Below are 19,310 nucleotides of genomic sequence, written 5' to 3' on the forward strand. Positions count from 1 at the left end.
GGCCTCGCTCCACCACACCACCGAGGCCCCGCTCCGCCCTGAGCCGCGAACCTTGTCCGAAATACCGAACACGAAGGACAGCTTGTGACCGACGCTTCCGCCCCGGCAGCCCGCAGGCCCGGCGAGCGAGTGCTCGCCGCACTCGGCCTGGACGCGCCCGCCCTCGACCCCGCCGACGCCTCCGCCCACAACTTCCCGGGCGGCGGCCGCTGGCGCACCGAGATCCCCTCGTGCGAGGGTCCCGAGGCGCTGGCTGTCGTGCTCAAGGAGTCCTCCCGCCTCGACGTGCCGATCCACCGGATCAGCCAGGGCAGCGGGGTGTGGATGCTCACCGACGCCGAGATCACCGAGATGGTCGAGGCGACCGCCGAGCGCGACATCGAGCTGTGCCTCTTCACCGGCCCGCGCGGCACGTGGGACATCGGCGGCTCGGTGCGCTCCGACTCGCGAGGGGCCGGGCTGCGCGCCCGTGGCCACGACGCCGTCGCCGGCTGCGTCGAGGACGCCGTCCGGGCCACCGAACTGGGCGTCAAGTGCCTGCTGGTCGCCGACGAGGGCGTGCTGTGGACCCTGCACCGGGCGCGGGAGACGGGGATCATCCCGGCCGACACCACCCTGAAGGTCTCGGCGCTGATCGGGCCGGTCAACCCGGCCGCGTACGCCGTCTTCGAGCGGCTCGGCGCCGACTCCGTCAACGTGCCCAGCGATCTGACGCTGGACCACCTCACCGAGATCCGCCGGGTGTCCGGCGCCCCCATGGACATGTACATCGAGGCCCCCGACGACCTCGGCGGCTACGTGCGGATGTACGAGGTCGCCGAGCTGATCAGACGCGGCGCACCGCTCTACCTGAAGTTCGGTCTGTCCAAGGCTCCCGGCATCTACCCGTGGGGCACCCACCTGCGGGACGTGACCCTGGACACCGCCCGGGAGCGGGTGCGGCGCGGCCGCCTCGCCCTCGACCTGCTCGCCCGGCACGGCGCGGGCGGCGACATGGCGCCGCTCGGCAGCCGGCTGCCCGGTTCCCTCCACCGCTTCCCCCTGGCCTAGCCCTCCCCGCCCAGCCCTCCTCAAGCCCCGCAACTCCCCTGACTCTCGACGACGAGACCACCAAGGACGGATCACCCATGCGCAACCGCAGAGCCGCACTCGCCGCCATAGCCGGAGCCGCCTCGCTCGCCCTCACCCTGACCGCCTGCGGCCAGGACAGCTCGGGCGGCAGCAAGGACAAGGGAGGCGACACCAAGGGCGCCACCATCGGCATCGCGATGCCGACCAAGTCCTCCGAGCGCTGGATCGCTGACGGCAAGAACGTCGTCAAGAACCTGGAGTCCAAGGGCTACAAGACCAAGCTGGTCTACGGCGAGGACGACCCGGACACCCAGGTCTCGCAGATCGAGAACCTCATCACGCAGGGCGTGAAGGGACTGATCGTCGCGGCGATCGACAACAAGTCCCTGGGCAACGTGCTCCAGGAGGCCGCCGACGCGAACATCCCGGTCATCGCCTACGACCGGCTGATCCTCGGCACCAAGAACGTCGACTACTACGCCTCGTTCGACAACGAGAAGGTCGGCAAGCTCCAGGGCACCTACATCGTGCATCAGCTCGGTCTGGACAGCGGCAAGAAGGGCCCGTTCAACATCGAGCTGTTCGCCGGCTCGAACGACGACAACAACACCAAGTACTTCTTCGGCGGCGCGATGAGCGTGCTGCAGCCGTACATCGACAAGAAGCAGCTCGTGGTGAAGTCCGGTCAGACCGCGCTCAACAAGGTCACCACCCTGCGCTGGGACGGCACCACCGCCCAGCACCGCATGGAGGACGTCCTCACCTCCGCCTACAAGAGCGGCCGGGTGGACGCGGTGCTCTCCCCCTACGACGGCATCTCGATCGGCATCCTGTCCGCGTTGAAGTCGGACGGCTACGGCTCCGGCAGCAAGGCGCTGCCGGTCGTCACCGGCCAGGACGCCGAGCTGGCCTCGGTGAAGTCGATCATCGCCGGTGAGCAGACGCAGACCGTCTACAAGGACACCCGCCAGCTCGCCAAGGTCGCCGCCACCATGGTCGACGACGCACTCAAGGGCAAGAAGCCGCAGGTCAACGACGTCAAGACCTACAACAACGGCTCCAAGGTCGTCCCCGCCTACCTGCTGCAGCCGGTGAGCGTCGACAAGAGCAACTACCGGCAGGTGCTGGTCGACGGCGGCTACTACACCGAGTCCGAACTCAAGTGACCCGCCCCGTTTCCTACTGATTGGAAGGCACGACCATGGCGGGACCCGTCCTGGAAATGCGCTCGATCGTCAAGACCTTTCCCGGCGTCAAGGCGCTGTCGGACGTCACCCTGACCGTCCGGCAGGGCGAGGTCCACGCCATCTGCGGGGAGAACGGCGCCGGCAAGTCCACCCTGATGAAGGTGCTCTCCGGCGTCCACCCGTACGGCAGTTACGAGGGCGACATCCTCTTCGAGGGGGAGGTCTGCGGGTTCAAGGACATCCGGGCCAGCGAGCAGCACGGCATCGTGATCATCCACCAGGAGCTGGCGCTGGTGCCGTACCTCTCCATCGCGGAGAACCTCTTCCTCGGCAACGAGCACGCCAGGCGCGGGCTCATCAACTGGAACGAGACCCTCAGGCACGGCACCGAACTGCTGCGCCGGGTCGGTCTCGACGAGCACCCGGAGACCCGCGTCGCCGACATCGGCGTGGGCAAGCAGCAGCTCGTGGAGATCGCCAAGGCGCTGTCGAAGTCGGTGAAGCTGCTGATCCTGGACGAGCCGACGGCGGCCCTCAACGACGAGGACAGCGGCAAGCTCCTCGACCTCATCCTGGAGCTGAAGAACCAGGGCATCACCTCGATCATCATCTCCCACAAGCTCAACGAGATCCGCCGGGTCGCCGACTCGGTGACGATCATCCGTGACGGCCGGTCGATCGAGACCCTCGACGTGAAGGCCGCGGAGACGACGGAGGAGCGGATCATCGCCGGCATGGTCGGCCGTGACCTCGACCACCGCTTCCCCGAGCGCACCCCGCACGAACCCGAGGAGGGCGCGGCGCCCGCCCTGGAGATCCGGGGCTGGACCGTCTTCCACCCGATCGACCAGCAGCGCAAGGTCGTGGACGACGTGTCCCTGAGCGTGCGCCGCGGGGAGATCGTGGGCATCGCGGGCCTGATGGGCGCGGGCCGCACCGAACTGGCGATGAGCGTCTTCGGGCGCACCTACGGCCGGTACGCGGCCGGGACGGTCCTGAAGGACGGCATGGAGATCCGGACGAAGACCGTCCCGGAGGCGGTGCGGCACGGCATCGCCTACGTGACCGAGGACCGCAAGCACTACGGCCTCAACCTCATCGACACCATCAACCGCAACATCTCGCTGACCGCACTGGGCAAGGTCGCCCGCCGGGGCGTGGTCGACGAGCACGAGGAGCGGCAGGTCGCCGAGGGCTTCCGCACCTCCATGAACATCAAGGCGCCGACCGTCTTCGAACCGGTGGGCAAGTTGTCGGGCGGCAACCAGCAGAAGGTCGTCCTCAGCAAGTGGATCTTCGCGGGTCCGGAGGTGCTGATCCTCGACGAGCCCACGCGGGGCATCGACGTGGGCGCCAAGTACGAGATCTACACGGTCATCGACCAGCTCGCCGCCCAGGGCAAGGCGGTCGTCTTCATCTCCTCCGAGCTGCCCGAACTGCTCGGCATGTGCGACCGCATCTACACGATGGCCGCCGGGCGGCTGACCGGTGAGGTGCCGCGGTCCGAGGCCACGCAGGAAGTGCTGATGCGCCATATGACGAAGGACAAAGAGGTATCCCGATGAGCACGGATGTCACCGCCAAGAGCCCGGCCCCCGCGCCGCCGGGCAGGAGCGGACCGGCCGCCGAGGGGGGCCTGCTCCGGCTGATGCTGGACGGCCTGCGCCGCAACATGCGCCAGTACGGCATGCTGATCGCGCTCGGCCTGATCGTGGTGCTGTTCGCGATCTGGACCGACGGGGACCTGCTGCTGCCGCGCAACGCCTCCAACCTGGTGCTGCAGAACAGCTACATCCTGATCCTCGCGATCGGCATGATGCTGGTGATCATCGCCGGGCACATCGACCTCTCGGTCGGCTCGCTCACCGCGTTCGTCGGCGCGTTCGCCGCCGTGCTGACCGTGCAGCACGGGCTGTCCTGGCCGGTCGCGCTGGTGCTGTGCCTGCTGGTGGGCGCGGTGGCCGGCTCGGTGCAGGGCTATCTGATCGCCTATCTCGGCATACCGTCGTTCATCGTCACCCTGGCCGGGATGCTGCTCTTCCGCGGTCTGACCGAGATCCTGCTCAAGGGGCAGACCCTCGGCCCCTTCCCCGACGGGCTGCAGAAGCTCGGCAACGGCTTCCTGCCCGAGGTCGGCCCGCACACCAACTACCACAACCTCACCCTGCTGCTCGGCCTGGTGCTGATCGCGGCCGTGGTGTGGCAGGAGGTCCAAGGCCGGCGCCGCCAGCAGGAGTTCGCGCTGGACGTCCTGCCCACCCGGCTGTTCCTGCTCAAGCTGACCGCCCTGGTCGCCGCGATCCTCATGCTCACCCTGCTGCTGGCCAGCTACAAGGGCGCCCCGATCGTGCTGATCATCCTCGGCGCGCTGGTCGTCGGCTACGGCTACGTGATGCGCAACGCGGTGTTCGGCCGCCACATCTACGCGATCGGCGGCAACCTGCCGGCGGCCAAGCTGTCCGGCGTGAAGGACAAGAAGGTCACCTTCCTGGTCTTCCTGAACATGGGCGTGCTCGCGGCCCTGGCGGGTCTGGTGGTCGCCGCCCGCCTGAACGCGGCCTCGCCGAAGGCGGGCGTCAACTTCGAACTCGAGGCCATCGCCTCGTCGTTCATCGGCGGCGCGTCCATGAGCGGCGGTGTCGGCACCGTCCTCGGCGCCATCATCGGCGGTCTGGTCCTCGGCGTGCTGAACAACGGCATGAACCTCCTCAGCGTCGGCACCGACTGGCAACAGGTCATCAAGGGCCTGGCCCTGCTGGTGGCGGTCGGGTTCGACGTGTGGAACAAGCGCAAGTCCGGTTCGTGAGTCAGATCGGGCCCCGCCGGACAGCCGGTTGGGGCCCCTTCCTTTACGGGAGCCGCAAGTGGAACTGAACAGACGTACGGTCATCGCGGGAGCAGCGGCGGCGGGCCTGGCCGCCACCACCCTCGGCTCGGGCACCGCCCAGGCCGCCGTCCCGGGCGGGAAGCCGGTGAAGCACCTCTTCGGCAGGCTCGCCGACGGCACCAAGGTGTACCGCTGGTCGCTGGCGAACGGCGGCACCCGGCTCAAGGTGCTGTCGTACGGCGGCATCGTGCAGAGCCTTGAGGTCCCCGACCGGCACGGGCACCACGCCAACGTCGTCGCGGGCTTCGCCGACCTCGACGACTACGTGGCGAAGAGCCCGTACTTCGGCGCCCTGATCGGGCGCTACGGCAACCGCATCGGCAAGGGCCGGTTCACCCTCGACGGCACCGCCTACCAGCTCTCCGTCAACGACGGCGAGAACAGCCTGCACGGGGGCGCCAAGGGCTTCGACAAGCACGTGTGGGACGTCGAGCCGTTCACCAGGGGCTCCGACGTCGGCCTGCGCCTGTACTACACCAGCGTCGACGGGGAGATGGGCTACCCGGGCACCCTGCGGTCGAAGGTGACGTACACCCTCGACCGGCACGGCGCCTGGCGCATCGGCTACGAGGCCACCACCGACCGGGCGACCGTCGTCAACCTCACCAGCCACGTCTACTGGAACCTGGCCGGCGAGGGCAGCGGCACGATCGAGGACCACGAACTCACGATCGCCGCCTCCCGCTACACCCCCACCGACGCGGGTCTGATCCCCACCGGCGAACTGGCCCGGGTCGGCGGCACCCCGTTCGACTTCCGCCGCGCCAAGCCGATCGGCCGGGACATCCGGGCCGGCCACGTCCAGCAGGTGCAGGCCAAGGGCTACGACCACAACTGGGCGCTGGACAAGGGCATCACGGCGGGGCCCGAGCACGTGGCCACCCTGCGCGACCCGCGCTCCGGGCGCACCCTGAGGATCGCCACCGACCAGCCGGGCCTGCAGTTCTACTCCGGCAACTTCCTCGACGGCACCCTGACCGGCACCGGCGGCCGCACCTACCGCCAGGGCGACGCCCTGTGTCTGGAGACGCAGCACTTCCCGGACTCGCCGAACCACGCGAACTTCCCGTCGACCGTGCTGCGGCCGGGGCAGACGTACCGGACGACCACGGTCCACACGTTCGGCACGTGAACCGGCTCACACCGCCGGTGAGTTGAACGCCACCGCGGTCCCCTCCGTATCCATGGGTGGCCCGTGCTCCCCCGCACGGGCCACCCTTCGACGGAGGTCCTCTTGCCTGACAACGTCACCTCGTTGTTCCGCAACACCGCCGCGCACAGCCCTTCGATGGCGGCGCTGGCGCGGGAGAGCGACGGGACGGGTCCGGTCGACTTCTGTATTCCGTGCAACCCCTACTTCCCCACCCCGGCCATGTTCGAGGAGATGGGGAACCGGTTGCGCGAGATCATCACCTATTACCCGAGCAGCGCCGACACCATCACGGCCGAGCTGTGCAGCCTGCTCCAGCTCCCCCCGCAGTGCGTGGCGATGGGCAACGGCTCGACGGAGCTGATCACCTGGATCGACCACCTCCTGGTCCGTGAGTCCCTGGCCGTCCCCGTCCCCACCTTCGGCCGCTGGACCGACCAGCCGATGGAGACCGGCAAGCGGGTCGACATGTTCCCGCTCCAGGAGGCGAACGGCTTCGCGCTCGACCTCGCCCAGTACGCCGAGTTCCTCCGGGCCCGGGGCACCCGGGTGGCGGTGATCTGCAACCCGAACAACCCCGACGGCGGCTACCTGCGCAAGCAGTCCGTGGTGCAGTTCATGGACGCGATGGCCGATCTGGACCTGGTGGTGGTCGACGAGTCCTTCCTGGAGTTCGCCGACGCGGAGGCGGAGCCGAGCGTCGTCCAGGAGGCGATGCTGCGGCCCAACGTCGTGGTGCTGCGCAGCCTGGGCAAGAACTTCGGCCTGCACGGCATACGTTTCGGGTACCTGGTCGCCAACCCGGCGCTCGCGGGCAAGATCCGCTCGATGCTGCCGAAGTGGAACCTCAACTCCTTCGCCGAGCACGTCGTGTTCATGCTGCGCGAGCACGGCGCGGAGTACGCGCAGAGCCTGCAGCAGGTGCGCCGCGACCGCCTGGACATGGCGAGCCAGCTCTCCGCGCTGCCCGGCCTCACCGTCTACCCCTCCCAGGGCAACTTCCTCTTCGTGCGCCTTCCCGTCGGCGCCGAGGGCACGGTGGTCCGGGACCGGATGCTCACCGAGCACCGGATCCTGGTCCGCGAGTGCGGTAACAAGATCGGTTCCTCCAGCCGCTTCCTGAGACTCGTGGTGCGCCCCCAGGTCGACGTGCGTCGCCTGGTGTCCGGCCTGGAGCAGGTGCTCTACGGGTCCAGGAGGGGAGCCGCCGTACCCGAGCTGGGCAACGGGACCAGCTACAGCTCGGGTACGGCGGCAGTGGACCGGCTGGTGAGCGAGACCAACGGGTCCGGCATGCGGCTGGCCGCCCAGGCCGCCGCGGCCGCCCCCACCCCGGGGCTCGCCACCGCCCCGGCCGTCGGCACCGGCATGCCGCTCCCCGCCGCCGCCGCACCGACCGGCGGCGGGATGCCGATGCCGGCGGCAGCCCAGGCGTTCCCGGTGCAGCAGCCGATGGCCCCCGCACCGGCCCCCGCCGCCCCCGCACCGGCCCCCGCCGCCCCGGTACCGGCGCCCTTCCCGCCGGCGGCAGCGGCCCCCGCACCCGCCCCCGCGCCCGTCCCGATGGCCCCCGCCCCCGTCCCGATGGCCCCGGCTGCGATGGCCCCCGCTCCGCTCCCGGCGGCTCCCGCACCCGTGCCCGCCCCGGCGCCCGTGCCCGTGCCGGCGCCCGCGGCGGTGGCCGGTCCGACCCCGCCCGGTGTCCCGGCCCGCGGCGGCCTCACCGCGGCCCAGGTCCGCGGGATGACCGCACCCCCCGCACCGGCCCCCGCCACCGGCCTCTCCCCGGCCCCGGCCACCGGCTGGCCCAACGCGCAGAGCTGGCCGAACGCGGCCGGCATGGGCCAGACGGGCTGAACCGCCCGCGGCCGCGCCTGGCCGCTCCGGCCGCCCGGTACCCCACAGGTCCCGCCGCCCCGGACGGCTCCGGGGCGGCGGGACCTGGGCGGCGGCCGGGTGACGCGGCCACGCGTAGGGACCGGCTAGCTCTTCGGGCACTCCTTCCACGCCAGGTGGTAGACCGTGCTGATGTCCCCGTCGGTCGAGTCCATCGTCATGAAGCTGACCTTGCCGGGGTTCGCGCTGCCCGCGTTCACCCGCAGTTCGGTGTTGATGTTGAAGTTGCGCAGGACGCCGCAGGGAGCCCAGACGAGCTGGGCCCAGTCGGTGCTGTCGGTCGCCTGCCAGTCGTCGTTGTAGGAGCCGGCGAAGGGGTGGGTCTTGGCCGCGGTGTTCGAGGAGCCCTGGAAGTAGTACGAGGCCTTCTGGGTGGCCGTCGCGCCCGGCTGCAGCGAGAGGAAGCCCCGGTAGTCGGCGCTGGCGACCGCGTAGGTGAACCCCTGCGGGACGTGCACCACCAGGTTGAGCTGGCAGTTCTTGCGGAAGGCGGTGGGGTCGGAGTTGCCGCCCGCCTGGGCGAGGTAGTTGCTGTAGGTCACCGTGAAGGCGGTGTTGTCCGGGGAGACGGCGACGGCCGCCGTGCCCGCGGGGCAGCCCGAGCCGTTCACCGTGGCCACGTCGATGACGATCTTGTCCGGCGGCGGGTCGTCGAAGACGGGGGAAGAGGTCTGAGCGGGTAGCGCGGTGGTGAGCAGAGCGGCTACGGCGCCGCTCAGGAAGAGTCCACCAGCCATCGTTTCTCCCGGTTGTCGAGTGGGGGGTGAGACCTCCGACCCATCCGTTCAACCTTGAAGAAACTGTGTGGAACCTGTGAAGGATGGGGAGGCGATGGGCATCGTAGAAACCCCCGCCCTAGCCCGGCAGGGTGAACTCCGGCCATTCACACCGGGGTTTTCACTTGCCCGCACCGGCTCACGGGTTCTCCCACGCCCCCGGCTCCGCCGCCAGTGCCTGCACCGGGCCCGGGAGGGCGTCCGCCGCCAGATCGGCCAGCGAGACGCCCTCCAGGACATGGCGGACGTTGGCGCGCAGGGCGATCCACAGGGGCAGCAGGGGGCGGGCGGTGCCGGTGTAGGTGAGACCCGTGGGGCGTTCGCCGCGGACCGAGACGATCGGGCCGTCCACCCCGCGGATGACGTCGGCCACGGTGATGGCGTCGGCGGGCCGGGCCAGGCGGTAGCCGCCACCCCCGCCGCGCCGGCTGTCGACGATCCCGGCGCGCCGGAGGTCGCCGAGGATGCCTTCCAGGAACTTGTGCGGAATGTCCTGGACGGCAGCGATTTCCTCTGCCTTCACCGGGCCGTTACCCTCCCGTACAGCCAGCTCCAGCACCGCCCGCACCGCGTAGTCCGCCCGCGCCGAGATCCTCATGGGTCCATTGTGAGGCGTGTTCGCGTGGAGAATGGCCGGACCGCGCCCCCGTAAGATCGCCCGGGAGGATCCACCTTGGCGCTCAGCAGACGTACTTTCAGTGCCCTGGCCGGCTCTGCCGCGCTCGGTTTCGCCCTGGGCGGCAGCGGCGGCCCCGGGGCGCCCTCGGCGTACGCGGCGCGCAGCGTGCCGACGGGTCCGGCGCCCGCCCCGCCCGGCGCCGACGGGGAGCGGCACACGGTCGGTTACGACCACTACTCGCTGCTGGTGGACGGCCGGCGGCTGGTCGTGTGGTCCGGTGAGATGCACCCCTTCCGGCTGCCGAGCCCGGCCCTGTGGAGGGACGTGCTGCAGAAGATGCGGGCGCACGGCTACAACGCCGTGAGCATCTACGTGGCCTGGAACTACCACTCCCCCGCGCCCGGCCGCTACGACTTCACCGGCGTGCGCGACCTCGACCTGTTCCTGCGCATGGCCACCGAGACCGGCCTGTACGTCATCCTGCGGCCGGGCCCGTACATCAACGCCGAGGTGGACGGCGGCGGCTTCCCGGGCTGGCTGACGGCGGCGAAGGGGACGGCCCGCACCGCCGACCCGGACTACCTCGCGCACGTAGACGAGTGGCTGACCCAGGTGAACCGGATCGCCCGCCGCCACCTGTTCACGCAGGGCAAGGGCACGGTCCTGCTCTACCAGATCGAGAACGAGTACGACGCCCACGTCACGGAGGCGGCCGGCCGGGACTACATGTCCCATCTGTACAAGAAGGTCCGCGAGGACGGGATCGACGTCCCCCTCTTCCACAACGACAAGGGCCGCAACGGCCACTGGACGCCGGGGTCCTTCGACACCGGCGGGGAGAAGGGCGGCTGGCTGTACGGGTTCGACGGATACCCGTCGCCGGCCCAGAACCCGCCGGACTGGGGGCACTACGGTTCCGGCGGGGCGACCGGCGGGGCCACCGCCTCGCCGCGCACGCCCGGCTTCGTGCCCGAGTTCGGCGGCGGCTGGTTCGACCCGTGGGGCGGGGCCTGGTTCGACGGCAAGGGGTACGCCGAGTCCCGGCGCACCCGGGACGCGGCCTACGAGCGCCGCTTCTACCTCACCAACCTGGCCAACGGCATCACCCTGCACAACGTGTACATGACGTTCGGCGGGACCTCCTGGGGATGGCTGCCCGCGCCGGTCGTCTACACCTCGTACGACTACGGGGCGGCGATCGACGAGGGGCGGAACGTCACCGACAAGATCGCCCCGATGCACCAGCTCGGCCACCTGCTCCAGCGCGTGCCCGACTTCGCCCGGCTGGACCGGGCGGCGGACGTCGAGGCCGAGGGCCTGAAGGTCTACCACCTGACCAACCCGGACACCGGCAGCCATGTCTACGTGGCCCGCAACGACGGCGCCGCGCCGGTGACCACCGGCCTGCCCACGGCCGCGGGGCGTCTCCGGATCACCGTGCCGCCGCGCGACGCCCGGATGCTCACCACCGGGCTGCGCCTCCTCGGCAGGCGGACGCTGAAGTACTCCACCGCGCAGCCCATGCTGTGCGTGACGGCGGGCCGGACGGACATCGCCCTGTTCACCGGGCGCCGGGACGACATGGCGGAACTGGTCCTGGAATGCCCCCAGGAGCCGCTCGTCACCCGGCTCGACCCCGAGGGCGCCTGGGCGTACGACAGCAACGAGCTGCACGTCAACGCGCCCCTCGGCCAGGGCGGACTGACCCGGGTCATGGTCGAGAAGGGCGAGAGCGATACCCCGCTGCTGCTGCTCTTCGCCGACGACGCCACCGCCGTGCGGATCTTCCCGTACGACACCCCGTCGGGCACCGTGCTGGTGTACGGCCCGGCGCTGCTGCGCCACGTCGAGGTGCGCGGCTCCGAGATCCACCTGACGGGTGACGTCACCGGGCAGACCAGCCTGGAGGTGTGGGGCCCGCGCGGGATCGCGAGCCTGGTCTGGAACGGGCGGAAGGTGCCGACCCGGGTCACCCTGTCCGGGAGCCTGATGACCACCGGGCTGCTGCCCGCCGCGCCGGAGGTGTCGCTGCCCGCGCTGGGCGGCTGGCGGACGCGGACGGAGAACCCGGAGGCCGGCCCGAACTTCGACGACTCCGCCTGGCGCCGGGCCGACCGGACGACGTCGTACAGCGTCACCCCGGTCCCGAAGGACCAGCCGGTGCTGTTCGCCGACGACTACGGCTTCCACTACGGGGACGTCTGGTACCGCGGCACGTTCACCGGCTCCCCGGGCGTCGAGGAGGTCTCGCTCTCCTACACGGCCGGCACCCAGGGCCTGCTGATGGCCTGGCTGGACGGGGAGCCGCTGGGCACCCACCGGCTGCCCGTGCCCGACGCGACCACCACGATCCGCAAGGGGAGCTGGGACGCGACGGCCGTCTTCCCGGTGGCCGAGCGGCTGCGCTCGCCCGGCAGGCACGTGCTGTCGGTCCTGGTCCGGCGCATGCAGCACGACCAGGACGGCAAGTCGCAGGACACCCACAAGGTGGCGCGCGGACTGACCGCCGCCCGCTTCACGGGCGCCTCGCCGGAGGTGGCCTGGCGGATCCAGGGCGAGGCGGCGCCGGACCCGGTGCGCGGCCCGCTGAACAACGGCGGTCTGTTCGGCGAGCGGGAGGGCTGGCACCTGCCGGGCTTCCCGGACCGGGACTGGGAGGCGGTGACGTTCCCGCGGGCCGAGCGGCGCCAGGGCGTGACCTGGTACCGCACGACGTTCCGGCTCTCCGTGCCGGCCGACATCGACGCCTCGATCGGGCTGACCCTGGAGGACGACCCGTACCGGGCCTACCGGGCGCAGATCTTCCTCAACGGCTGGAACATGGGCCAGTACATCAACAACGTGGGCCCGCAGCACACCTTCGTCCTGCCGAACGGCATCCTGCGCACCCGGGGCGAGAACACGCTCGCGCTGGCGGTCCTGTCGGAGTTCACCTCGCAGTCCGGGCCGGGCAAGGTGGGGCTGACCCTGCTGGGCCGGGCGGCCGGCGGGATCCCGGTGCCACCGGTGCCCTCGCCCGGCCGCTGAGGCGCTTCACGGGTGGTCCGCCCGGTGGTCCGCCCTTGAACGACGGTCGCCGGATCGCATGACGCGGACACATCCAGGCGCGTACGCTCGGACGGGCCGCACACCGGCGGTGAGAAGGGGGATCGATGAGCGTCGCGGGTGCGCGAGAGCGGGCGGCACGGCTCACCGCACGACTGCGCCGCTCCCATCCCGGCTCGGCGATGCGCACCCTCGCGGCCGACCTCGCCGCCGCCGTCCGCGCGCGCCCGCAACCACCGCACGGATTGCGGGACCTGTGCCGGGCCCTGTGCGAGGAGATGAGCGTCCGGCGCGCCGGACGGCCGGTGGAGCTGCGCTTCGAGCGCTTCCCGGACGAGATCGAAGTCACCGGACTGTGGGTGGAGTTCCAGGACTTCGACCTGGTCATCGTGGAGGAGCGGGCCGAGTCGGTACAGCAACTGGTCATCCTCGGACACGAGTTGTGGCACCTGCACGCCGGGCACCGGCACCACCACCTGGCCGGCGCCGCGGCCGCCCGCGCGCTCGCCGGCGAACCCCGCTGGCGGGACATGGCCCTGACGGTGGCCGCCCGCAACGGCTCCCGGGAGGCCGACGAGGCCGAGGCCGACGACTTCGGCCACCGGCTCGCCACCGTGTTCCGGCCCTACCTCGACGGCACCAGGCCCGGTTCCCCCCTCGACCCCGTCCAGCGTTCGCTCGGCTATCGCGGCCGCGGGGGAGCCGCGCGGTGACCCTGCTGGCACTCGACCCGCCCGACCTCCTCGGCGAGTTCTACATCTCCTTCTGGATCCCCACCGCCGTGCTCACCACGGCCCTGCTGATCAAGCTGCCCACCATCGTCCGGCTGTGGCGGGACCCGCTGCTGCGCGCGGTCGGCGGGCTGCTGATGCTCGCCTGCGGGGTGTTCGTGTTCTGCACCCCGTCCACGATCGCCGCCGTCAACCGGCTCACCGGCGTGCCCAACATCTCGGCACCCTGGTGCTATTCGCTGCTCACCGCGTTCTGCGGGTCCTGCCTGCTGCTGATCATCACCTGGCGCAACGGGCTGTCCGACCGCTCGGCCGCCACCCGCCGCGCCATGCGGTGGGTGATCTCCGTGTACTCCGGGGTGGTGGTCGCGCTGTGGGTGCTGTTCCTGCTCGCCGACGCGCCGGCCGAGCGGCTGCGGGACCTGGACACGTACTACGCCACCACTCCCTTCATGCGCGAGGAGATCCTGCTCTACCTCGTCGCGCACGCCGTCGCCTGCCTGATCACCTCGCGGCTGATCTGGAACTGGGTGCGCACCGAGGGACTGGACGCCTGGCTGCGCTGGGGGCTGAAGCTGCTGGGCGCCGGCTACGTGCTGAACCTGATCTTCGACGCGTCCAAGCTGACCGCGGTCGTCACGCGCTGGACCGGGCGGAACCTGGACTGGCTGAGCACCGACCTCGCCCCGCCCGTCGCCGCCCTGTCGGCCATCCTGATCGCGGTCGGCTTCATCCTTCCGCACGCCGGCCAGTACCTGCACGACCGCTGGCGGGTCCGGCTCGCCCACCGCGAACTGCGGCCGCTGTACCTGCTGATGCGGACGGCCGGCGGGGAGGGCGTGCCGTTCGTGCTGCGGGCCACGCCCGAGCTGCGGCTCACCCGGCGCGAGACCTTCATCCGGGACGTGCTGCTGCCGCTGGCCCGGCACATCGACACCGGTCTCGGCCGGCGCTCGTACGAGGCGGCGCTCGGCCTCGGGCACCCGCCGGAGCGGGCCCGGGCGCTGGCGTCGGCGGTGAGCATCCTCGACGCCGTCGAGGCGAAGAGCCGCGGCCCCGAGCCGTCCGCGGCCACCGCCGGGCCGGACACCACGAACCTGCTCCAGGAGATCGGGGCCGTGTCCCGGGCCCTGCGCAGTCCCGACGAGATCGAGGCGGTCCGCGCGCTCGCGGCCGTCCCAGCAGAGAGCGTTGCCGTCCATGAGTGAACGCAAGCCCGCCGCCGTCGTGCTCGGCGGCTCCCTCGCCGGTCTGCTCGCGGCCCGTGCCCTGGCCTCGACGGGCGCCCGGGTGACGCTCGTCGAGCGGGACGCGCTGCCCGCCGGGCCCGAGCCGCGCAAGGGACTGCCGCAGGCCCGGCACGTGCACCAGCTCTGGTCCGGCGGCGCGCGGGCGCTGGAGCAGTTGCTGCCCGGGGCGATCGGGCGGCTGCGGGCGGCCGGGGTGAACCGGGTGGCGATGACCACCGAGATGGTGGCGCTGTCCCCGTACGGCTGGTACCGGCGGTGGGCCGAGTCGGCGTTCATGCTGCCGGCCAGCCGCGACCTGCTGGACTCGGTGGTACGGCGGCTGGTGCTGGCCGACGGGGAGATCGAACTGGTCGAGCGGGCCGAGGCGGTGGGACTGGCCGGCACGGCGGCGGCGGTGACCGGGGCCCAGGTGCGCACCCACGAGGGCGTGGTGCGGACGCTGGGCGCCGACCTGGTTGTGGACGCCACCGGCCGCGGCTCCCGGGCCCCGCACTGGCTGGCGGAACTCGGCCTGCCCGCACCGGAGCGACGCGAGGTCGACTCGGGCCTGGTGTACGCCAGCCGGCTGTTCCGGGCGCCGGAGCAGGCCCGGGACGGGTTCCCGGTCGTCAACATCGAGCCCGACCCGCGGGGCGCGGGGACCGGGCGCGGGGGCGTGCTGATGCCGGTGGAGGACGGCAAGTGGATGGTCACGCTGTTCGGCGGCCGGAACGACGAAGTGCCCTCCACGGAGGCGGAGTTCACCCGGTACGCGGCCGAGCGGCTGCGGCACCCGCTGATCGGCCGGCTGCTGGCGGAGGCGGAGCCGCTCACGGGGGTGTCGGTGACCCGCACCACCGCGAACCGCCGCCACTACTACGAGCGGATGCCGGCCTGGCCGGAGAACTTCACGGTCCTCGGTGACGCGGTGTGCGCGCTGAACCCGGTGTACGGCCACGGGATGGCGGTCTCCGCCCGGTCGGCCCTGGCCCTGCGGGACGTGACCGGCCGGCACGGGCTGGGCTCCCCCGGTCTGTCCCGGCACGTGCAGCGGGCGGTGGGCCGTACGGTCCGGGCGGCCTGGGACCTCGCGATCGGGGCGGACGTGTTCTACCCGGGCGCCACGGAGAACGGCCCCACGCTGCGGGACCGGCTCCTGTCCGCCTACGTCGGCCGGCTGCTGCGCACCGCCACGGGCAACGGCCGCATCGCGCGCCGGGTCACCGATGTGACGGCCCTGGAGCGGGGGGCGGAGGCGCTGCTGGCGCCGAGCGTGCTGCTGGCGGCCGTGGTGGGGCCGTTGCTGCCCCCGCTCGGGGCTCCGCCGTTGACCGTGGAGGAGATGAAGGCGGCGGGGATTCTTTAGCCGGGCGGGGCTGACGCCGGGCCGCGGTGTGGGGGCCGCGGTGCGTTCCGGGGCGCGGGTGGGCGGGGGCTGGTCGCGCGGTTTCCCCGCGCCCCTGCGGCAGTGGGTTCAGCCCTTGAAGGGGGGCTGGGGTAGGCCTCTGCCTGCGCCTGGTACCACCAGTACGGAGCCGGACAGCGGGTGGGGGGCGGACAGGCCCACGTGGGCCGTCGTGATGTACAGGTCGGTCAGGTCGGGGCCGCCGAACACGCATGCCGTGGTGCGCGGGGTGGGCAGCGGGACCACGCGGTCCAGCTCGCCGGACGGCGTGTAGCGGCGCACCGTCCCGCCGTCCCACAGCGCCACCCACACACAGCCCTCGGCGTCGACGGTCAGGCCGTCCGGGAAGCCCGCGCCCTCCTCGATCTCCACCAGCGTGCGGCGGTCGCGGACGGTGTCGCCGTCGACGTCGAAGACGTCCACCCGCCGGGTCGGCGTGTCCGCGTAGTACATCAGGCCCCCGTCGGGGCTCCAGCCGGTGCCGTTGCTGACCGTGACGTCGGGCAGGACCGTGCGCACGTCTCCGTCGCCGGTCAGCCGGGACAGCGTGCCGCCGCCCGTCGCCTCGTCGTAGCGCATGGTGCCGGCCCACAGGGAGCCGTCGGGGGCCACGGCCGCGTCGTTGGCGCGGCGCCCGGCGACCGGCTCGTGGTGCAGCCACCGGAAGGCGCCGTCGGGGTCGAGCAGGCCGACGCCGTCCCGCAGGTTCAGCACCAGGCCGCCGCCCGCCCGGGGCTTGGCGGCGCCGATGTGCTGCTCGGTGGTGCGGACCGTACGGCGGCCCGTCGCGGGGTCGTAGGTGTGGATGCGCATGCCCAGGACGTCCAGCCAGAGCAGGCGGCCCGTCGCCGCGTCCCAGGTCGGACCCTCGCCGAGCGCCGCCCGCGCGCGCACGGCCACCTCGTAGGCCGTCATGCCGCGCTCCGGTGGCCCAGCCGCTCCGACAGCTCCGCCGCGCCCTTGGCGGCCAGCTGCTCCAGCTCCGCCCGGCGCTCCTCGCTCCAGCGGATCATGGGGACCGAGATGGACAGGGCGGCGACCACCCTCCCGGCCCGGTCGCGCACCGGGGCCGCCACACAGGAGACGTCCGGGTTGGACTCCCGGCTCTCCACCGCGATGCCCCGCCGCCTGATCTCCGCCAGGGCCTCGCGCAGCGCGGCCGGATCGGTGATGCTGTTCGGGGTCATCGCCGTCAGCTCGGCGTCGTCCGGTATCCGCGCGCCCAGCTCCTGCTCGGGCAGCGAGGCCAGCAGCATCTTGCCGACGGAGGTGCAGTGGGCGGGGAGGCGGCGGCCCGCGGCCGAGACCATGCGCACCGCGTGCGTGGAGTCGACCTTGGCGATGTAGATGACGTCGGTGCCTTCGAGGATGGCCACGTGGACCGTCTCGTCGCAGGTCTCCGCCACCGAGCGGGCCACCTGCTGCCCCTCGGCGGCGAGGTCGAGCTGCTCGGCGTAGCGGCTGCCGAGCTGGTACGGCCGTACGCCGAGCCGGTACCGTCCGGGCTGTCCCGGCACGGGCACGATGTACGAGCGTGCGGCGAGCGTGGTGACCAGTTCGTGCACGGTGGTGCGCGGCAGTTGCAGCCTGCGCACGATGTCCGGGGCGGAGAGCGTCCCGTCACCGTCGAGGAACAGCTCCAGTATGTCGAGAGCCCGGGTCACGGCAGGCACGAGGCGTCCCACGTCCGGCCCCCTCCCTTGGGTCTAAGCGCCTGTGTTCGAAATTTCAACAGACGATCGGCATGGCGAACACAGGCTAGTCATCGCGGGTTGCGCGGGCAATGGTCCGGAGGCAGCCGGGCACCATGGGTGCCATGGGACTCGATTTCCAGCTGGTGCTGCTGCGCCGCATGGCCGACCACAATCCGGACCTGGTCGAGGACGCCCGGCGCCGCCTCGGCGCGTCGATCGCGGACATGCGGGAGACGAACAAGCGCTGGCAGGCGATGGTCCGCTCGCCCAGGTCCCGGTCCGCGGCCGCCCGCTACCGCTCGGTGCTCGGCCCGCCCGAGGACGTCGTCGCGCGCCGCCTCGGGGACGTCGACTGCGAGGCCCGCCGGTGGGCCCTGCCGCTCTGGCCCGAGCTGCGCTTCGAGGTGCTGGTCTCCCCCGACGGCGCGGTGTGGAACGAGTGGCTGGTGCGGGCGCCGGGCGCGCCGGCCCCGACGCTGCGCACCCTGGACGACCTGACCCCGTGGTCCTGCACGGTGGACGAGGCCGCCCGCGCCTTCGCCCCGGCGCGGCCGCTGGAGGGCACCGCCCCCACCCGCTGGGGGCTCGCCTTCACCGCTCCCGGCCGGGACGGCGTACGGCACGAGGTGGTCGCCGAGTTCACCTGGGGGCTGCTCCAGCGGACCGCCGTCCGCGCCTGAACCCGCTCAGGCGTCGAAGCCCGTCGCCCGGGCCCGCTTCTCCCACGCGGTGACGTCCTCGCGGACCTGGTCGAGATGGGCCAGGACCGCGCTCACCGCGTCGTCGCCGAGCGGCAGCCGCAGCGGGGTCCGTTCCGCCTCCAGCGCGGCCAGGATGACGGCCGCCGCCTTGGCGGGGTCACCGGGCTGGGTGCCGTCGCCGCCGGACACGAACCCGCGGGTCTCGCCGACCTTGGCGTACACCCCGCTGTCCGCGCTGACCCCGGCCCGGCCCGTCTCGAAGAGGGAGGTCCGGAACGCGCCCGGCTCCACGACGAGCACCTTGACGCCGAACTCCCGCGCCTCGTCCGCGAGCGCCTCGGACATGCCCTCCAGCGCGAACTTCGTGGCGCTGTAGGCCCCGAAGCCCGCGAAGGACAGCTGGCCGCCCATGCTGCTCATCTGCACGATCGCGCCGGAGCGCCGCTCCCGCATGTGCGGCAGCACCGCCCGCACCAGGGCCGCCGGGCCGAAGACGTGCACGTCGAACAGGTCCCGCAGCTCCTCCTCCGTGGTCTCCTCCAGCGCGCCGACATGGGTGCGGCCCGCGTTGTTGACCAGTACGTCGATCCGGCCGTGCCGCGCCACCACGTCCCGTACGGCCCCCTCGATCGCGGCCGTGTCGGTGACGTCGAGTCCCAGCGGCTCCACCTGGTCGGGATGCGCGGCCACCAGCTCCGCCAGCGCCTCCGGGCGCCGGGCCGCGCCGATCACCACGTCACCGGCGGCCACCGCCGCCTCGGTGATCGCCCGCCCGAAACCGCTGCTCGCACCGGTCACCAGCCATACCCTGTCCACGGCAACTCCCGTTCCCCGTACGCGTCCGTCCGCGTCCTCGGCGCGAACCAGCCTGCTGCCCGATGGCGTTGCCCGTCCAAGACCCCTGGTGATAACCAACGGC

Annotated in this window: 16 protein-coding genes; 11 read left to right on the forward strand and 5 right to left on the reverse strand. The window is 72.1% G+C overall.

Going from position 1 to position 19,310, the window contains the following annotated elements; all coding sequences use genetic code 11:
- Window positions 1-84: 84 nt before the first annotated feature.
- From PV343_RS22935 to PV343_RS22960, 6 genes are all read left to right on the forward strand, one after another.
- Window positions 85-1,050, forward strand: coding sequence for a hypothetical protein (locus PV343_RS22935; RefSeq protein WP_319148828.1), 966 nt, complete (start codon window positions 85-87; stop codon window positions 1,048-1,050).
- A gap of 77 nt (window positions 1,051-1,127) precedes the next feature.
- Complete coding sequence (gene chvE, locus PV343_RS22940; protein WP_319148829.1) at window positions 1,128-2,237, forward strand: multiple monosaccharide ABC transporter substrate-binding protein; 1,110 nt, start codon at window positions 1,128-1,130, stop codon at window positions 2,235-2,237.
- 35 nt (window positions 2,238-2,272) lie between these two features.
- Window positions 2,273-3,823, forward strand: a complete 1,551-nt coding sequence (gene mmsA, locus PV343_RS22945; protein ID WP_319148830.1) for a multiple monosaccharide ABC transporter ATP-binding protein — start codon at window positions 2,273-2,275, stop codon at window positions 3,821-3,823.
- Window positions 3,820-5,064, forward strand: coding sequence for a multiple monosaccharide ABC transporter permease (gene mmsB, locus PV343_RS22950; RefSeq protein WP_319148831.1), 1,245 nt, complete (start codon window positions 3,820-3,822; stop codon window positions 5,062-5,064). Before mmsA ends, mmsB begins: the two co-directional genes overlap by 4 nt.
- Before the next feature lie 58 nt (window positions 5,065-5,122).
- Window positions 5,123-6,277: an aldose epimerase family protein gene (locus tag PV343_RS22955; protein WP_319148832.1), complete on the forward strand. Its 1,155-nt coding sequence runs from the start codon at window positions 5,123-5,125 to the stop codon at window positions 6,275-6,277.
- A 102-nt stretch (window positions 6,278-6,379) separates the two neighbouring features.
- Window positions 6,380-8,152, forward strand: coding sequence for a histidinol-phosphate transaminase (locus tag PV343_RS22960; RefSeq protein ID WP_319148833.1), 1,773 nt, complete (start codon window positions 6,380-6,382; stop codon window positions 8,150-8,152).
- Window positions 8,153-8,277: 125 nt separating this feature from the next.
- On the opposite strand, the gene PV343_RS22965 is transcribed toward PV343_RS22960, so the two are convergent.
- Window positions 8,278-8,928 (reverse strand): DUF4360 domain-containing protein, encoded by a 651-nt coding sequence (locus PV343_RS22965; RefSeq protein WP_319148834.1) that lies wholly within the window; start codon window positions 8,926-8,928, stop codon window positions 8,278-8,280.
- Window positions 8,929-9,106: 178 nt separating this feature from the next.
- A complete protein-coding gene (locus tag PV343_RS22970) occupies window positions 9,107-9,565 on the reverse strand; it encodes an RrF2 family transcriptional regulator (RefSeq protein WP_319148835.1) in 459 nt (152 codons plus the stop codon).
- Window positions 9,566-9,640: 75 nt separating this feature from the next.
- On the opposite strand from PV343_RS22970, the gene PV343_RS22975 reads away from it, so the two are divergent.
- The 4 genes from PV343_RS22975 (at window position 9,641) to PV343_RS22990 (ending at window position 15,957) form a co-directional block, all read left to right on the forward strand.
- Window positions 9,641-12,613 (forward strand): glycoside hydrolase family 35 protein, encoded by a 2,973-nt coding sequence (locus tag PV343_RS22975; RefSeq protein WP_319148836.1) that lies wholly within the window; start codon window positions 9,641-9,643, stop codon window positions 12,611-12,613.
- A 125-nt stretch (window positions 12,614-12,738) separates the two neighbouring features.
- Window positions 12,739-13,344, forward strand: coding sequence for a toxin-antitoxin system, toxin component family protein (locus PV343_RS22980; RefSeq protein ID WP_319148837.1), 606 nt, complete (start codon window positions 12,739-12,741; stop codon window positions 13,342-13,344).
- Entirely contained in the window at window positions 13,341-14,570 is a 1,230-nt protein-coding gene (locus tag PV343_RS22985; protein ID WP_319148838.1) for an MAB_1171c family putative transporter, read from the forward strand. The genes PV343_RS22980 and PV343_RS22985 overlap by 4 nt, the downstream gene beginning before the upstream one ends.
- Window positions 14,563-15,957, forward strand: a complete 1,395-nt coding sequence (locus tag PV343_RS22990) for an FAD-dependent oxidoreductase (protein WP_319148839.1) — start codon at window positions 14,563-14,565, stop codon at window positions 15,955-15,957. The genes PV343_RS22985 and PV343_RS22990 overlap by 8 nt, the downstream gene beginning before the upstream one ends.
- 108 nt (window positions 15,958-16,065) lie before the next feature.
- On the opposite strand, the gene PV343_RS22995 is transcribed toward PV343_RS22990, so the two are convergent.
- Complete coding sequence (locus PV343_RS22995) at window positions 16,066-16,911, reverse strand: SMP-30/gluconolactonase/LRE family protein (protein WP_319148840.1); 846 nt, start codon at window positions 16,909-16,911, stop codon at window positions 16,066-16,068.
- The gene (locus PV343_RS23000) at window positions 16,908-17,681 is read right to left on the reverse strand and encodes an IclR family transcriptional regulator (RefSeq protein WP_319148841.1); all 774 of its coding nucleotides are present in this window, start codon (window positions 17,679-17,681) and stop codon (window positions 16,908-16,910) included. The genes PV343_RS22995 and PV343_RS23000 overlap by 4 nt, the downstream gene beginning before the upstream one ends.
- A gap of 131 nt (window positions 17,682-17,812) precedes the next feature.
- Here PV343_RS23000 and PV343_RS23005 point away from each other — a divergent pair, with 131 nt between their 5' ends.
- Complete coding sequence (locus tag PV343_RS23005; RefSeq protein WP_319148842.1) at window positions 17,813-18,370, forward strand: hypothetical protein; 558 nt, start codon at window positions 17,813-17,815, stop codon at window positions 18,368-18,370.
- A gap of 6 nt (window positions 18,371-18,376) precedes the next feature.
- Here the strand turns inward: PV343_RS23005 and PV343_RS23010 are convergent, their stop codons facing one another.
- Complete coding sequence (locus tag PV343_RS23010; protein WP_319148843.1) at window positions 18,377-19,207, reverse strand: oxidoreductase; 831 nt, start codon at window positions 19,205-19,207, stop codon at window positions 18,377-18,379.
- Between the last annotated feature and the right edge of the window lie 103 nt (window positions 19,208-19,310).

Source organism: Streptomyces sp. WI03-4A (genome assembly GCF_033792105.1).
Lineage (GTDB): Bacteria > Actinomycetota > Actinomycetes > Streptomycetales > Streptomycetaceae > Streptomyces > Streptomyces collinus_A.

Coding starts and splice junctions, on each gene's coding strand:
- chvE (WP_319148829.1), top strand. CDS start 1,128: ATGCGCAACCGCAGAGCCGCACTCGCCGCCATAGCCGGAGCCGCCTCG.
- mmsA (WP_319148830.1), top strand. CDS start 2,273: ATGGCGGGACCCGTCCTGGAAATGCGCTCGATCGTCAAGACCTTTCCC.
- mmsB (WP_319148831.1), top strand. CDS start 3,820: ATGAGCACGGATGTCACCGCCAAGAGCCCGGCCCCCGCGCCGCCGGGC.
- PV343_RS22965 (WP_319148834.1), bottom strand. CDS start 8,928: ATGGCTGGTGGACTCTTCCTGAGCGGCGCCGTAGCCGCTCTGCTCACC.
- PV343_RS22970 (WP_319148835.1), bottom strand. CDS start 9,565: ATGAGGATCTCGGCGCGGGCGGACTACGCGGTGCGGGCGGTGCTGGAG.
- PV343_RS22980 (WP_319148837.1), top strand. CDS start 12,739: ATGAGCGTCGCGGGTGCGCGAGAGCGGGCGGCACGGCTCACCGCACGA.
- PV343_RS22990 (WP_319148839.1), top strand. CDS start 14,563: ATGAGTGAACGCAAGCCCGCCGCCGTCGTGCTCGGCGGCTCCCTCGCC.
- PV343_RS22995 (WP_319148840.1), bottom strand. CDS start 16,911: ATGACGGCCTACGAGGTGGCCGTGCGCGCGCGGGCGGCGCTCGGCGAG.
- PV343_RS23005 (WP_319148842.1), top strand. CDS start 17,813: ATGGGACTCGATTTCCAGCTGGTGCTGCTGCGCCGCATGGCCGACCAC.